This window comes from Kitasatospora sp. NPDC048662, assembly GCF_055587065.1.
Window position 1 is genome coordinate 325,798 of the sequence record NZ_JBVJHA010000001.1, and the last position, 14,202, is coordinate 339,999.

Sequence of the window (14,202 nt, forward strand, 5' to 3'; positions counted from 1 at the left end):
TCAGATTCCGATCGAGAAGTTCTGGGTGAGGTACTGGAGCTGGTTGACCAGCGCGTCCCACGCCCCCGTCACCAGGGCCAGGCCGACGGCGACGAGCATGCCGCCGCCGATCCGCATCACCCACTGGTAGTGCCGCTTGACCCAGCCGAAGGCACCCAGCGCCTTGCGGAAGGCCAGCGCGGCCAGGACGAACGGTACGCCGAGGCCGAGGCAGTAAACGGCCATCAACAGCGCGCCGCGCCCGGCGCTGGCCTGGTTGAACGCCAGCGACTGGATGGCCCCCATGGTCGGGCCGATGCACGGCGTCCAGCCCAGGCCGAACACCACGCCGAGCAGCGGGGCGCCGGCCAGGCCGACCGCGGGACGGCGGTGCGAGCGCAGCTCGCGCATGGTGAAGCCGGGCAGCAGGCCCATGAAGGCCAGGCCCATCAGCACCGTGAGCGAGCCCATCACGATCGAGATGACCCGCTTGTGCTCCTGCAGCGTCTGGCCGAAGGAGCCGAACAGCAGGCCGGTGGAGACGAACACCATCGCGAAGCCGAGCACGAACAGCAGCGAGCCGGCCAGCATCCGCCCGCGGCGGGCGCCGCGGGCGTCGGAGAGGTCGGCGGCGGAGAAGCCGGTGACGTAGCTGAGGTAGCCGGGCACCAGTGGCAGCACGCACGGTGAGAAGAACGAGAGCAGGCCGGCGGCCAGCGCGATCGGCAGGGCGAGCAGCAGGGCGCCGCTGCCCACGGTCTCGTTGTAGCCGACCCCGGCAGCCGCCAGGGCGGCGCTCACTTGGACTCCGCGAGGACCGGTTCGATCATCTTGTCGAGGTCCTCGGTGGACATCGCGCGCATGGCGCGGGCGGCCAGCTTGCCGTCCTTGTCGATCACGATGGTGGTCGGGATGGACTGCGGGTTGAGGCTGCCCTTGGGGAACTTGAGGATCTGGGTGCCGTCCGGGTCGTAGATGCTCGGGTAGGTCACCCCGAAGTTCTTCTCGAACGCGATCGCGTTGGCGGGGTCGGTGTCCCGGGTGTTGATGCCGAGGAACTGCACCTTGTCGGCGTACTTCTCGGAGCTCTGCTGCAGGCCCTTGGCCTCGGCCCGGCAGGGGCTGCACCAGGAGCCCCAGATGTTGAGGACGACCACCTTGCCGCGGTAGTCGGAGAGCTTGAGCGTGCCGGTGCCGTCCAGCCCGGTGCCGGTGATGTCCGGGGCGTCCACCCGGTGGCCGGCGGCGGCGGTGTCGATGCCGCCCTTGCCGGTGATGAAGCCCACCGAGCCGTCCCCGCCGGAGCCGGAGCTGGAACACCCGGCGAGGGCCAGTGCGGTGGCCGCGCCGAGGGCGGCGGTGAGGCAGGTGCGGCGGCTGGACGTCCAAGACATGTGAAAAGTTTCGCATGGCTCTTCGGTCCGTTTTAGGGGGGTCCGGCGTTGCCGGCCGGACCCCCGCTGACCTGCGAAGACTTCACTTATGATCGTCTTAATTCGGGCATTTTTCAGGCAGGCCAGGCTTACCTGCGTACCACCGGTGTGAGCTACGCCCCGAAGCTCTTCCCGACCGGCTTGTCGCCCTTCTTGCCCTTGCCCACCAGGTGGGCCGGCAGCAGATCGCGGGCCGGCTCGCGGTAGCCGATCGAGACGATCCGGTCACCCTCGTAGGTGAAGCTGGTCAACGAGGCCAGCGAGCACTGCCGGCGGCGCGGGTCGTGCCACAGCCGGCGGCGCTCGGCGAACGAGCGCAGGATCCAGATCGGCAGCTGGTGGCTGACGCACACCGCCTCGTGCCCGCGGGCGGCGTCCCGGGCACCGGCGATCGCGCCCATCATCCGCACCACCTGGTCGATGTACGGCTCGCCCCAGGACGGCTTGAACGGGTTGGTCAGGTACTTCCAGTACCCCGGGTTGCGCAACGAGCCGTCACCGACGCCGAAGGTCTTGCCCTCGAAGATGTTCTCCGCCTCGATCAGCCGCGGGTCGGCCGCGACGGTCAGGCCGTGCGCCTTGGCGATCGGCTCGGCGGTCTCCTGGGCGCGCTCCAGCGGGGAGGCCACCACGTGGGTGATGTCACGGTCCTTCAGGTGGTCGGCCACCCGCTCGGCCATCTGCCGCCCCAGCTCGGAGAGGTGATAGCCCGGCAGCCGGCCGTACAGCACGCCCTCCGGGTTGTGCACCTCGCCGTGCCGCATCACATGGACGACGGTGATGTCCTTGTCACTCACTTCGACTCCTCGGTGGCCTTGGCGGCGGCACGGGCGGCGGCGGGCAGGGCGGCGGCGATCCGCTCGATCGCGCGGACGTCGTGCGCGGCCGAGACGAACCAGGACTCGAACGCCGACGGCGGCAGGTAGACGCCCTGACTCAGCATCGAGTGGAAGAAACCGTTGAAGCGGAACGCCTGCTGGCGGCGGGCCTCGTCGTAGTTGGTGACCTGCTGGTCGGTGAAGAAGACCGAGAACATGTTGCCCGCGGTCTGCAGGCGGTGCGCCACGCCCTCCTTCGTCAGCGCCTCGGTGACCAGGCCGGACACCTCGGCGGCGACCTTGTCGACGGTGACGTAGACCTCGTCGGTGCAGTTCCGCAGCTGGGCCAGGCCGGCGGCGGTGGCGATCGGGTTACCGGACAGGGTGCCCGCCTGGTAGACCGGGCCGGCCGGGGCGAGGTGCGCCATCACGTCGGCGCGGCCGCCGAACGCCGCGGCCGGGAAGCCGCCGCCCATCACCTTGCCGAAGGTCATCAGGTCCGGCGCCCAGCCCTCGCGGGCGGCCTCCAGCCCGTACCAGCCGGCCTTGGAGACGCGGAAGCCGGTCATCACCTCGTCGGAGATGAACAACGCGCCGTTCTCCCGGCACAGTTCGGCCAGGCCCCCGTTGAAGCCGGGCAGCGGCGGCACGACGCCCATGTTGCCGGGCGAGGCCTCGGTGATCACGCAGGCGATCTCGCCGGGGTGCGCGGCGAACGCGGCCCGCACCGCCTCCAGGTCGTTGTACGGCAGCACGATGGTGTCGCCGGCCTGCGCGCCGGTGACGCCCGGGGTGTCCGGCAGGCCGAAGGTGGCGACGCCGGAACCGGCGGCGGCCAGCAGCGCGTCCACGTGACCGTGGTAGCAGCCCGCGAACTTGACCACCTTGGCGCGGCCCGTGAAGCCGCGGGCCAGCCGGATCGCCGACATGGTCGCCTCGGTGCCGCTGGACACCAGGCGGACCTGCTCGACCGGGGCGATCCGGGCGACGATCTCCTCGCCGAGCTCGACCTCGCCCTGACCGGGCGTGCCGAACGAGGTGCCGCGGGAGACCGCCTGCTGCACCGCCTCGATCACCGCCGGGTGCGAGTGGCCCAGCAGCATCGGGCCCCAGGAACACACCAGGTCCACGTACTCGCGGCCATCGGCGTCGGTCAGGTACGGGCCGCTGCCCGACACCATGAACCGGGGCGTGCCGCCGACCGCGCGGAAGGCCCGCACCGGCGAGTTGACGCCGCCGGGGGTGACCGCCAAGGCGCGCTCGAACAGCGACTGGGACTGGGGTGCTTCGTACGGGTAGCTCATCTGCTCGCTCATCCGTTGGGTCCGCGGGGTGGCCTGGAGCCTCTCTTACCCGAACATGGTCTCAAATCGTGTCTTTGCGTTCTGCATGTCGGGCCCGATCATCTGGAACGATGATCCGTGTGCTGCTCCCCTCACTGCCTGTGGCGAAGGTAAGGTCGAGTAGCGCGCGCTCGTGTAGCGCGCCAGCAGACGGGTAAGGGGCATGTCCGGAGGGAAAGTCGGACATGCGGGGGTCTGTCGATTCCGGCGAGTTCCGGTGAGGATGGTCCGAGTGTCCGAGAGGCAGGACGGTTTCGACGAGGCCGCGGAGCGCACCCGCAGGCCGGACGAGACCGGCGGGGGTACGGAAGCGGGCAGGGGAAGGAGGGGCGAGGGCAGAGTGGGGGTCACCTACAAGTACTTCGGCGCACCGGACCGCGCCACCGCCGCCAGAGTCCCCACCGCCCTCGGCCCCGGCGGCCTCGGCCTCGACGCCGGCGAGCTCGGCGCCCTCGGCCGGCTCGGCGACCTGATGGAGACCAGCGGCTCCGGCAACGGCCACCTCTCCACCAAGATCAAGCCCGAGACGATGAGCGCGATGGTCCTCACGGGCATTCAGGGCGTCCCGCTGCACCACGTCCCGCCGCTCGAACTGGTGGTACTGCACCCCGACTACGCGGTGGTCCAACTCCCGCACACCGTCGTCGAACCGCTCCGCAAGGCCGACGAACCCGAGCTCGGCGCGGCCGCCTTCATCTGGTCCACCGTCCCCGACCGCCGCGGCCCGCGGGACGCCTTCGTCATCTACCAGATGCTGCACGAGTGGCAGGACTTCGCCTCCCGCCTGCACGAGGCGGGGCACCAGCTGTACTGCCTGGTCTGGCCCTGACAGCTCGCCAGGTCGGCGGCCGGGCACGACGGCACGCACTGGTGGGGCGCTTCGCTCGGCCAGTGGCCGGTGGACAGGTTGCTGATCTCGCACACCGCCCAGCCGCCGTCGCGCTGCCGGGCGAAGCGGATCTCATCGACTTCCAGCAGCGGCCGCCGTGGCCGGTGGCGCAGCTGTTCCGGCCGGACCGGGCGGGCCGCTTCCCGTGGGAGGACGGTGCGGCCGTGTACGTCCGGTCCGTTCAGCCGCTGCTGTGGGTGCCCCGTGCGGAGAGCACCCGGCCCGTGGGTGGAGAACGGGCCGCCCCGGTCGGACCTCACCCCGGCGGGGTGGTCGTGGCCGCGCGCAGGTGTGGCAGGAAGGCCGTGACCGCCGGTGCGGGCCGGCGGCCTCGGCGGGTGGCGGCGTGGACGTGGCGGACCGGGGTGTCGTCCGGGTGCAGCGGGACCAGGACGAGGTCCGGGCGGGCCGCGCGGGCGGCCAGGGACGGGATCAGGGTGATGCCCAACCCGGCTGCCACCAGGCCGAGTTTCGCCGTCCAGCCGGCCACCTCGTACTCGACCCGGGGCTGGAAGCCGCTGCGGGCGCAGGCGGCGAGCAGGGTGGTCTCGATGCGGCGGCCGGCGGCGATCCACGGCTCCTCGGCGAGGTCGGCCAGCCGCAGGCGGCGGCGCCGGGCCAGCCGGTGCCCGCGCGGCAGGGCCACCAGCACCGGGTCGTCGGCGATCCGGTGCAGCTCGAACTGCTCGGCGTCGTACGGGTGTTGCGGGTACGCGGCGACCACCGCGAGATCGATCGCGCCCTCCGCGAGCAGCTCCAGCAGCTGGACGGACAGCCCCTCGGTGAGGGTCAGCGCGATGCCCGGGTGGGCGGCCCGGAACGCGGCCAGCGCGGCCGGGACGAGCGCCGCGTTGGCGCTGTCGAACGCGCCCAACCGCAGGTGTCCGGCGGCGAGTTGAGTCAGCGCGGCGAGCTCGCGGCGGGTGCCGTCCAGTCGGCCGAGCATCGCCTCGGCGTGCGGCAGCAGGGCCTGCCCGTGCTCGGTGAGCCGCACCCCTCGGGCCAGTCGGTCGAACAGCGGGACGCCGAACTCGGCCTCCAGCGTGGAGATTTGGCGCGAAATCGCGGACTGGGTGAACCCAGCTGCTCCCCCGCCGCCGTGAACGAGCCGAGCCGGGCGGCGGTGCGGAAGACTTCGAGCCAAGCCATGTCCATGGGGCATGGCTACCATGCGAGACATTCGCTTCTCGCCTGTCCGAGCCGTCCCTGGCGTTGCGGCCATGGAGATCACGGAGCGCACAGCCTTTCTCGGACTCGGCCGGATGGGCCTCCCGATGGCCCGCCGACTCGCGGGCGCGGCAGGCGAGTTGACGGTGTGGAACCGCACGCCGGGTCGGGCCGGGGGCCTCACCGAGGCCGCGACCCCGACGGAGGCCTGTCCGCGGCGCCGGGGTGGTCGTCACCATGCTGTCCGACCCGACGGCGGTGGCCGAGGTCGCGGAGCAGTTCCTCCCGGCGCTGGAACCCGGCACCCTGTGGATCGAGATGTCCTCGATCGGCCCGCAGGCGGTGGCCGGGCTCCGCGCCCAACTTCCGGACGGTGTCGGGATGGTGGACGCGCCCGTGCTGGGCAGCGTCGGCCCCGCCGCGACCGGCGACCTGGTGGTGTACGCGAGCGGCGAGGACGCGGACCTGGACCGGGCCCAGCCGGTCCTGGAACGCTTCGGGCGGATGCTCCGCTGCGGCGGCCCCGGCGCGGGTTCAGCACTCAAGCTGGTGGTGATCGGCGCGGTCGTCACCTCGGTGGCCGTCGTGGGCGAGGCGCTTTCTGTCGCCGAACAGCCGGGCGTACCCGAGGAGTTGGCCCGACGCGCACTGTCCGCCGGCCCGCTGTCCGGCGTCATGGCCCGAGCCGGGAGCACCGAGGCCGACTTCCCGATCCGCCTCGCCGCGAAGGATCTGACCCTGGCCAGTGGCGGCCCGCTCTTCGAAGCCGCCCGCACCGCCCTCCTCGCCGACCCCGCCCTCGCCGAACACGACCTCTCCGCCATCGCCACCACCCACCGCCCCCGGCCCGCCTGACCTCGGTCGAGGCGGCCCGCCCGGGCGCGTCCCGCCAGCACGGCCGACACGGCCACCGGCACCGAGGGCGACGATCCGGCGCCAATCCCGTTGCGGTGCAAGCGAGTTTCGAACCTGCCGGCCCGATGGGCGATCGGCCGCCGCCCGCAGAAGGGATCTTGGCGAACGGACGTCGGCCCACTAAGGTCGCGGGGCATCCATCGACGCACCACCACGGGGAGACACCCATGACCGCACCCGACCGGCCGCCGCTGCCGCACACCTTCCTGCGTCCCGTCCCGACGTTCACGCTGGTCAGCGAGGAGGTGACGGACGGGGGCCGGCTCGGCGAGGAGCAGGTCCACCAGGGCGGGAACCGCTCGCCGCAGCTCAGCTGGTCCGGGTTCCCGGCGGAGACCAAGAGCTTCGCGGTGACCTGCTTCGACCCGGACGCGCCGACCGGCTCCGGCTGGTGGCACTGGCTGCTGTTCGACCTCCCGGTGGACGTCACCGAGTTGGCTTCCGGCGCGGGCAGCGGCGAGTTCCCCGGCCTGCCGGCGGGCGCGGTGCACGGCCGCAACGACTACGGCACCCGGGACTTCGGCGGCGCGGCCCCGCCGCCCGGACACGGCCCGCACCGGTACGTCTTCACCGTGCACGCGCTGGGCGTCGACTCGATCGGCCTGGACGCGGACACCTCGGCGGCGGCGATCAGCGGCACCCTCGGCTTCCACGCGCTGGCCCGGGCCACCGTGATCGCCGAATACGAGAGCTGACCTCGGACGGCGCGCCCGGCCCGCCCGCCCGAGCGCCGGGCACCACGCCGAGGGTCGCGGCGGCGCTCGGGGCGGGCCTGTCGCTGAACCCCGGCACCCGCACCGCCGTACGCCCGTCCACACACTGGCGCGCCCGACGTCACGGCTGCTCGACAGCCCCTCGTCGCGCTTGCCCGGGATCGAGTTCCGCCGGAGTCGCGGATGGCGGCCTTGTCCACAGGCCTGTGGACAAGGCCGCCCGCCGGCTGTGGACGGTCAGGCGTCGAAGTCGTATTCGAGGATGTACGAGGCCGAGTCGAGCACCATCTCGTTGAACTCCACCACCTGGCCGTCCTCGGCGAAGGCGGTGCGGTTCACCAGGAAGACCGGCGTGCCGGGGGCGAGGGCGAGCCGCTCGGCCTCGCTGCCGGCCGGCATCCGGGAGCGGATCTGCTCCTGGAAGTGCACCGGCTTGTGGCCGAGTTCGGCGAGCCGGGCGTAGGTGCCGCCGGGGCCGGTGTCCGGGTCGGTGATCCGGCTGCCCGCCACCAGCGCGGCCGGCAGGTAGGACTCGGAGAGCAGCACCGGCTTGCCGTCCAGAACGAAGCGGCGGCTGCGCACGCAGGCCGACTCGCCCGGCTTCAGGCCGAGGACGGCGGCGATCTGCTCCGGCACCTCGCGTTCGGTGACGGTCAGCTGGTCCACCGTCAGTTCGCGGGCCGCTATGTCGGTGGACCAGACCGAGAAGCCGTCGCCCCAGTTCCGGTCGGAGAGCCGCTGGATGCCACGGCGCCTTATCGGCCGGAACTCCCGGACGAAGACCCCCACCCCCTTGCGGGCCTCCGCGATCCCCTCGGTCTGCAGCACGCCGAGCGCCTGGCGGGCCGTCATCCGGGCCACGCCGTACGTCACCATCAGATCGTTCTCGCCCGGCAGCCGGTCACCCGGTCGGTAGCGGCCTGAGTCGATGTCGCGCTTGAGGTCCTCGGCGATCCGCTGGTACTTGGGCTGGGTGGCGCGGGGGTGACTGGTCATGGCGGCGGGCTTCCTTCCCTTCTCTAGACATCCTACGCACGGTGCGCCCCCCGATGCATTGACATCTCTAGAGATTTCAGCTTGTCTAGAGATGCTGCATTCTGACATACCCTCATATCGGCTGCCGAGTCTCCCGTTCGTGGGCGTTCCACCAGCGTTCATCGAACGAAACCGCGTGAGGAGCCCGCCATGTCCGTGCACCGTCGATGGTTCTCACTGCCCCGCGAGCCCGCCACCGTCGCCGCCGGACGCCGCCGGGTCCGCGCGCTCATCACCGCCTGGGGCGGCACGCCCCTGGACGAGGACACCCGGCTGACCGTCGATCTGGTCACCTCCGAACTGCTCGGCAACGCCGTCCGCCACGCGACCGGCCCGGTCGTCACCGTCGGCGTGCACGCCGACCCGCTGCACCACCGGGCCGTGATCGAGGTCTACGACACTTCCCCCACCGTCCCGGTGGCCGGCCGCCCCGACCGGGACTCCGAGTCCGGCCGCGGCATCCTGCTCATCGCCGAACTCGCCCTCGCCCACGGAGTGATCCGCAAGCGCGCGGGGAAATGGGTGTGGGCCGAGATCGCCCTCCCGACCGAACGGGCCGACCGCCCGTGGTGGCCGGCCCGGAACCGGAGCGCGAAGGAACACCGGGGCCCCGAGGAGAGCGTCCCCCGGAAGGCCCCGGCCGACCGGGTCGGCCCCGGCGCCATGACCTGCCACTGACCTCGGCGCCGGCTCACGCGGTAAGACGACGGTGGAGCTTCTCCGTTCCGTGCCCCAGGGTCCGGGCGGCGAGCCAGGCGGCGGCACCGGCACCGTTACGGGCGGTGAAGACCTCCGCGTCGGGCCAGCGCGCGGCCAGCCGGGGGCGCAGCTGCGCGGCCAGCGGCGTCGCGGAGGCGAGCAGGCCGCCGGCCAGCACCAGCGGCAGTGGCGAGTCGGGTTGGCGCACCAGGGCGAGGGTGTCGATCAGATGGTCGGCGGCGCGTTCGACCAGGGCGAGGGCCGACGGGTCACCGGCCGCCGCGCGGTCGAGGACGATCGGGGCGAACCGGGCCAGCCGGGCCGGGGCCTCGGCATGGGCGGCGGCGATCAGCGCGGAGCGCGGCTCGCGGCCCAGGCCGTCCGGTCCGACCAGGGCGTCGGCGATCGCACCGGCCAGGCCCGGCAGTTGGAGTGACGGCCCGTCGAACGGCAGCGCCCGGTCCACGGCGGTGAGCGCGGCGGAGACGGCCTCGCGGCCCAGCCAGAAGCCGGAGCCCCGGTCGCCGAGCAGCCAGCCGTGGCCGTCGGCGGTGCGGCGCAGCGCGTGGTCGCGGATCTCGGCGGCGATCGCGCCCGTGCCGCTGAGCAGCAGGGTGCCGTCGGCGGCGGCGGTCCCGGCCGCGTGGGCGAGCTCGGCGTCGCCGACCAGGCGCGGGGTGACGGTCAGTCCGGTGGCGGGCCACAGTGCCAGCAGCTCCGGCGGGGCGAGCGAGCCGCCCGCGAGGCCGATCACGCCCGCCGCCACCCGGGCCGGGTCGAGCCCGGCCAGCGCGGCCCGGACGGCCCCGCCGATCTCCCGGACGGCGGCCTCCGCACCGTGCGCGACGGGGTTGCCCCCGGCACCGTGCGCGGTACCGAGGATCCGCCCGTCCAGGGTGGCGACCAGCGCCCGGGTGCTGGTGCCGCCCACGTCGAGGCCGAGCACCAACGGCGCGCTCATCACGCGGTGCGGCGGATGCGGCCGGCGTACAGCGCTTCCAGCTTGTTGTTGTGCTCGTCGCCGCCGGGGATGTTCGCCGACAGGTAGACGGGCGGGACGCCGCCGCTCTCCTCGATCCGGCGGATCACCTCGGCGATGATCTGCTGACCGAGCAGCGCGGCGGTGATCGAGGAGATGCCACAGGCCCGGCCGCCACCCGCCATCGGCAGGACGGCGTCACCGAACGGCGCACCGTTGTCCAGCACCACGTCCGCGTAGTCGCGCAGCCGCAGGCCGGACGGGTGCTTGGGCTGAACACCCGCGGTGTGCTCGGCAGAGGTGACGACGATCAGCGGGTGGCCGTTCTCCTTGGCCAGCCGGGCGAGTTCGACCACGCAGCCGTTGACGCCGGAGTTGGACGCGAGGATGAACACGTCCGCCGGGTGCGGGTCGGTCAACTCCCAGAGCATCGCCGCGGATTCGGTGCCGCGCTCCAGCTCCGAGCCGGACAGGATCTCCACCGGCCGCCCGCCGAACAGCACCACGTCGCGCAGCGCGATCCGGTTGCTGGGCACCAGCCCGCCGGCCCGCCCGGCGATCTCCATCGCGAACGCCTCGGAGTGCCCGGTGCCGAACGCCTGCACGATGCCGTCCGCGGCCAGCGCGTCCGCGATCAGCTCGGCGGCCTTCGCGACCTCCTCGGTCTGCGAGCTGCTGACCTTGTCGATGGCGGCATGGGCGGCGGCAACGAAATCGGCCGCAGAGGGGCTGGGCACGGGAACCTCCAGGCAGAGCACTGTGGGACGGCTCACATGGTCGGGCCGGTCCGCCACCGCTGTCAACGACAGGACTAGACCAGTCGGGGAATCAGCCGTCCACCACCAGGGGGTTCGGACCCAGCACACTCGAACGGACTGGGCGAGCAGGTCCATGGCGCCGATCGTCACTCCCTCCCGGCCCGGGACAGGCGAAAATCGCGGGCGCGGGGCACCCCGGCCGGGACAGGATGGGCGGATGGACGAGGTGCCGAAGAGGCAGGTCAGGGCCCGTTACGACGCGAAAACGGTGACGGTCTACCAGGCGTTCCGGCCCGAGATCGCCGACCCCGCGGTGGCCGACGGGCGGTGGCCGGAGGCGTTCTCGCGGGAGCGGATGACGTGGATCAAGCCGTCGTTCCGCTGGCTGATGTACCGCAGCGACTGGGCGCGGAGCGCGGGGCAGGAACGGATCCTCGGCGTGGTGATCACCCGTCAGGGGTTCGACGCCGCACTGGAGGCGGCGGTGCTGAGCGGCTACAAGCCGGGCCTGCACGCCTCGAAGGCGGAGTGGCAGCGGGCGTTGCGACGCAGCCCGGCCCGCGTGCAGTGGGACCCGGAGCGGGATCTGCGGCTGCGACCGCTGCCCTACCGCTCGCTGCAACTGGGGCTGAGCGGGGAGCTGGTGCGCCGTTACGCCGGGGAGTGGCTGGTGCGGATCGAGGATCTGACGCCGCTGGCCCGCGAGTTGCACGCCACCAGGGACGCCGCGCTGCTGCCGCCGGAGCGGCCGTACCCGATGCCACCGGGTGCGGCCGCCCGGCTGGGTGCGGGCTGACGGAGAGCCACTGCGCGCCCGTCAGCCCGCGTCGATCAGCCGTGCAGGTCTCAGCCGTGCAGGTAGACGATGCCGAGCTTGGTCAGCTGCCAGTGCTGCGCGGCGGAGCCGTTGTCGGCGGCCAGCTGGACCAGCGGGTTGCCCTGGGCATCGGTCTTGGCGGAGGCGGTGGCCAGCTTGGTCGGGTCCTGGGAGTCGGCCAGCTTGTAAGTGCCGTCGCCGACCGGCTGGAGGATCCAGTGCTGGTTGCCGCCGCCGTTGCAGCCCCACTGCTGGAGCTGGGTGCCAGGGGCGGTGGAGGCGCCGGAGGCGTCCAGGCACATGTTGCGGTTGCCGCTGAAGTCGAGTTCGAAGGAGCCGCCGGCCTTGGCCTCGAACACGAAGGACTGGTTCAGCCCGCCGGTGGCCGGATAGGTGATCGCGACGCGGCCGTTGGTGGAGTCACCGTAGGTGCCGCCGCCGGACAGGTCGAGCACCTTGCCGTTGGCCTGGTTGGTGAGCTGGTACCAGGCGCCGTCCTCGGCGGTGTCCGGGAACGGCTTGCCGGGGGTGAGCGCGGTGATCGAGGTGGTGTTCTGCTGGTTGAGCGAGCAGAACGCCTGCCCGAGCCCGGCCTGCTGGTAGAACTGCCGCAGGCAGGCCGCCTCGGCGGCGTAGCCGGCCACCCGCAGGTGGTACGACTGGCGGACGTTGTTCATGCACAGGCCCGGGATGGAGATCGGGCTGTCGCAGCCGTTGCGGGTGCTCTCCGACAGGTCGATCACGTCGCCGTTGGTGTACTCGTACGGCGAGCTGGTCCACTCCGCGCAGACCTCGTGCCCGAAGGCCACCCGCCGCTGGTCGAGGTAGCGCACGCCCGGCACGCCGGCGGCGGCCTCACGCAGTGCGTCGCTCAGGGTGGGGACGACCCAGTTGTGGCCCCAGGCCAGGTCCTCGGGGAAGGCCGGGCAGCCGTCCGCGACCTTGCCGACGTAGTCGTTGCGCCGGATGTCGGGGGTGATCGGGTTGAAGTACGACTGGTAGACGAGCTGGTAGGAGTCGTCGGAGTAGCCGGCCTTGCGCATGGTGTTGCGGATGTTGGTCAGCGCGGCCGTCACCTTGGGCTTGACCCCGGCAGCGCGCCGGGTGATCTCGGCGCTGCCGATGGTGTCCCGGCAGCCCTGGGACTGCGGGATCGGGAAGTACTGGGCCAGGCAGGACATCATGATGCCGGCGAACTCGAAGTCGTCGTTCGCGCCGATCGTGACGACGACCATCTTCACGTCGTAGTTGGCCGCGGTGGCGGCCAGTTGGACGTCCTGCTTGGCCTCGCCGAAGTCGCCGCTGCCCGGTCCGGTGATCTTCGCCAGCTCGGGGTCGCTGACCAGGTCACCGGTCTGCGCACCGGAGCAGGCCAGGTCGATCGGGGTGACGCCGGGGAGCTGGGTCACGAAGATCTCGGACTTGGTGGAGCGGTGGCAGTAGTTGGTGGGGCTGTCGGTGCCGGGGACGTAGTCGTCGTTGGTGTCGGTGCCGGCGCCCTCGCCGGAGATCGCGCTGTCGCCGAGGGCGACGATCGCGGCGGGCTTGCCCGCGCTGGGTGAGGCGGCCTGGGCGGTGGCCGCGCCGCCGAGGCCGGAGCCGAGGCCGAGGGCGGCCAGCAGCGCGGCGGTGGCGAGCAGGGCGGGGGACCTGCGGCGGACCATAGGTGTCCTGGACACTCATGACTCCTTGCGGGGGTGGGGGTACGCCCGGCGGGCGCCGGGCGGCGCGGAGCATGGGGGAACCGGGCCGGAGCCCGGCGAACATGAGGCAGGCTCACATGCTAGGTACTGACAGGTAACACAACAAGACTCGCGGAGCGATGCGGCCACAGCGGCTGCGACGGCCCGTCAGGCCGACTCCACGCCAACGCAGATGAGCCGCCGCCCACACCCCCGCAGGAGGGTGTGGGCGGCGGCTCGACCGACCAGCCGCAGCCGTCAGCCGCCGTTGACGCAGGTGTTGCCGAACGCCGGGTTCAGCAGCGCGATGATGTCGATCGTGTTGCCGCACAGGTTGATCGGCACGTGCACCGGGACCTGGATCTCGTTGCCCGAGATCACGCCGGGGGAACCGGCGGCGACACCCTCGGCCTCGCTGCTCGCCAGGGCGGAGCCCGCACCGGCGGCGACGATGCCCACGACAGCGGCGCCGACCGCGGCAGCCTTCTTGATGCTCATTTGAGTCTCCTCGATAAATCAGATCTTCCAATTGCCGCGCCGGGGCTACCGGAAGGAAGCACACGGGACGTGCACTCAGCCAACGAAGCCACTCCGGATCAGTTGCGATGCTCTTCGGACAATCACCCGTCCGGCGTAACCGCAGCATTCGGGTGAACGGCCCGGACGTTCGGCGAACTCGCCCGTTTCCCCCGCCGCACTGGTTCGTTCTTCCTGGCGAAACGCTGCTGAGCGAGCAGTCGCCGGCGCACCCCCGAAGTGGAGCGCACCGCCCAAGCCACGGGCGACACGCGGGTCTTGAGCCGCGTGAGTGACATTCACGGCGCATCCGGAAAACAGCGGGCGATGATGCGAATCGCCCGACACCCGACCATCCACAGTCGGGCAGAACGTGAGGAAGAAAAGAACCATGCGCAACATCAAGAAGGCCGCGGTCCTGACCGTCGCCGCCGCCGGCCTGGTCCTCGGCTCGGCCGG

Annotated in this window: 16 protein-coding genes; 5 read left to right on the forward strand and 11 right to left on the reverse strand. The window is 72.1% G+C overall.

Annotated features, from left to right (window positions below):
• The 4 genes from ACZ6R9_RS01515 to hemL form a co-directional block, all read right to left on the reverse strand.
• Window positions 1-780 (reverse strand): cytochrome c biogenesis CcdA family protein, encoded by a 780-nt coding sequence (locus ACZ6R9_RS01515; RefSeq protein ID WP_465535766.1) that lies wholly within the window; start codon window positions 778-780, stop codon window positions 1-3.
• On the reverse strand, window positions 777-1,373 hold the full coding sequence (locus ACZ6R9_RS01520) for a TlpA family protein disulfide reductase (RefSeq protein ID WP_465535768.1): 597 nt from the start codon (window positions 1,371-1,373) through the stop codon (window positions 777-779). Before ACZ6R9_RS01520 ends, ACZ6R9_RS01515 begins: the two co-directional genes overlap by 4 nt.
• A 152-nt stretch (window positions 1,374-1,525) precedes the next feature.
• The gene (locus tag ACZ6R9_RS01525; protein WP_380484498.1) at window positions 1,526-2,176 is read right to left on the reverse strand and encodes a histidine phosphatase family protein; all 651 of its coding nucleotides are present in this window, start codon (window positions 2,174-2,176) and stop codon (window positions 1,526-1,528) included.
• 29 nt (window positions 2,177-2,205) lie between these two features.
• A complete protein-coding gene (gene hemL / locus ACZ6R9_RS01530; RefSeq protein ID WP_465535770.1) occupies window positions 2,206-3,546 on the reverse strand; it encodes a glutamate-1-semialdehyde 2,1-aminomutase in 1,341 nt (446 codons plus the stop codon).
• A gap of 250 nt (window positions 3,547-3,796) precedes the next feature.
• Between hemL and ACZ6R9_RS01535 the strand changes: the two genes are divergently transcribed.
• Window positions 3,797-4,402 carry a hypothetical protein gene (locus ACZ6R9_RS01535; protein WP_465536773.1) on the forward strand — a complete coding sequence of 202 codons (606 nt, stop codon included), beginning with the start codon at window positions 3,797-3,799 and terminating at the stop codon, window positions 4,400-4,402.
• Window positions 4,403-4,718: 316 nt separating this feature from the next.
• Here the strand turns inward: ACZ6R9_RS01535 and ACZ6R9_RS01540 are convergent, their stop codons facing one another.
• Window positions 4,719-5,606, reverse strand: coding sequence for a LysR family transcriptional regulator (locus ACZ6R9_RS01540; protein ID WP_465535772.1), 888 nt, complete (start codon window positions 5,604-5,606; stop codon window positions 4,719-4,721).
• A gap of 260 nt (window positions 5,607-5,866) precedes the next feature.
• On the opposite strand from ACZ6R9_RS01540, the gene ACZ6R9_RS01545 reads away from it, so the two are divergent.
• Both ACZ6R9_RS01545 and ACZ6R9_RS01550 read left to right on the forward strand, forming a co-directional pair.
• Window positions 5,867-6,484: an NAD(P)-dependent oxidoreductase gene (locus ACZ6R9_RS01545; protein ID WP_380484374.1), complete on the forward strand. Its 618-nt coding sequence runs from the start codon at window positions 5,867-5,869 to the stop codon at window positions 6,482-6,484.
• Window positions 6,485-6,711: 227 nt separating this feature from the next.
• On the forward strand, window positions 6,712-7,239 hold the full coding sequence (locus tag ACZ6R9_RS01550; RefSeq protein ID WP_380484496.1) for a YbhB/YbcL family Raf kinase inhibitor-like protein: 528 nt from the start codon (window positions 6,712-6,714) through the stop codon (window positions 7,237-7,239).
• 255 nt (window positions 7,240-7,494) lie between these two features.
• On the opposite strand, the gene ACZ6R9_RS01555 is transcribed toward ACZ6R9_RS01550, so the two are convergent.
• Window positions 7,495-8,253, reverse strand: coding sequence for a GntR family transcriptional regulator (locus tag ACZ6R9_RS01555; protein WP_380484372.1), 759 nt, complete (start codon window positions 8,251-8,253; stop codon window positions 7,495-7,497).
• A 189-nt stretch (window positions 8,254-8,442) separates the two neighbouring features.
• On the opposite strand from ACZ6R9_RS01555, the gene ACZ6R9_RS01560 reads away from it, so the two are divergent.
• A complete protein-coding gene (locus ACZ6R9_RS01560; protein WP_380484370.1) occupies window positions 8,443-8,970 on the forward strand; it encodes an ATP-binding protein in 528 nt (175 codons plus the stop codon).
• A gap of 13 nt (window positions 8,971-8,983) precedes the next feature.
• Here the strand turns inward: ACZ6R9_RS01560 and ACZ6R9_RS01565 are convergent, their stop codons facing one another.
• Complete coding sequence (locus ACZ6R9_RS01565; protein ID WP_465535775.1) at window positions 8,984-9,952, reverse strand: N-acetylglucosamine kinase; 969 nt, start codon at window positions 9,950-9,952, stop codon at window positions 8,984-8,986.
• Window positions 9,952-10,707, reverse strand: coding sequence for a sugar isomerase domain-containing protein (locus ACZ6R9_RS01570; protein ID WP_465535777.1), 756 nt, complete (start codon window positions 10,705-10,707; stop codon window positions 9,952-9,954). The genes ACZ6R9_RS01565 and ACZ6R9_RS01570 overlap by 1 nt, the downstream gene beginning before the upstream one ends.
• A gap of 238 nt (window positions 10,708-10,945) precedes the next feature.
• Here ACZ6R9_RS01570 and ACZ6R9_RS01575 point away from each other — a divergent pair, with 238 nt between their 5' ends.
• Window positions 10,946-11,524 carry a DUF4291 domain-containing protein gene (locus tag ACZ6R9_RS01575; protein ID WP_380484364.1) on the forward strand — a complete coding sequence of 193 codons (579 nt, stop codon included), beginning with the start codon at window positions 10,946-10,948 and terminating at the stop codon, window positions 11,522-11,524.
• Between the two features lie 50 nt (window positions 11,525-11,574).
• On the opposite strand, the gene ACZ6R9_RS01580 is transcribed toward ACZ6R9_RS01575, so the two are convergent.
• The 3 genes from ACZ6R9_RS01580 to ACZ6R9_RS01590 all read right to left on the reverse strand — a co-directional run.
• Complete coding sequence (locus ACZ6R9_RS01580; RefSeq protein ID WP_380484362.1) at window positions 11,575-13,224, reverse strand: RICIN domain-containing protein; 1,650 nt, start codon at window positions 13,222-13,224, stop codon at window positions 11,575-11,577.
• 261 nt (window positions 13,225-13,485) lie between these two features.
• The gene (locus ACZ6R9_RS01585) at window positions 13,486-13,725 is read right to left on the reverse strand and encodes a chaplin (RefSeq protein ID WP_380484361.1); all 240 of its coding nucleotides are present in this window, start codon (window positions 13,723-13,725) and stop codon (window positions 13,486-13,488) included.
• Between the two features lie 75 nt (window positions 13,726-13,800).
• Window positions 13,801-14,202, reverse strand: a 402-nt coding sequence (locus ACZ6R9_RS01590) for a hypothetical protein (RefSeq protein ID WP_465535780.1), incomplete at its 5' end; no start/stop codon positions are given.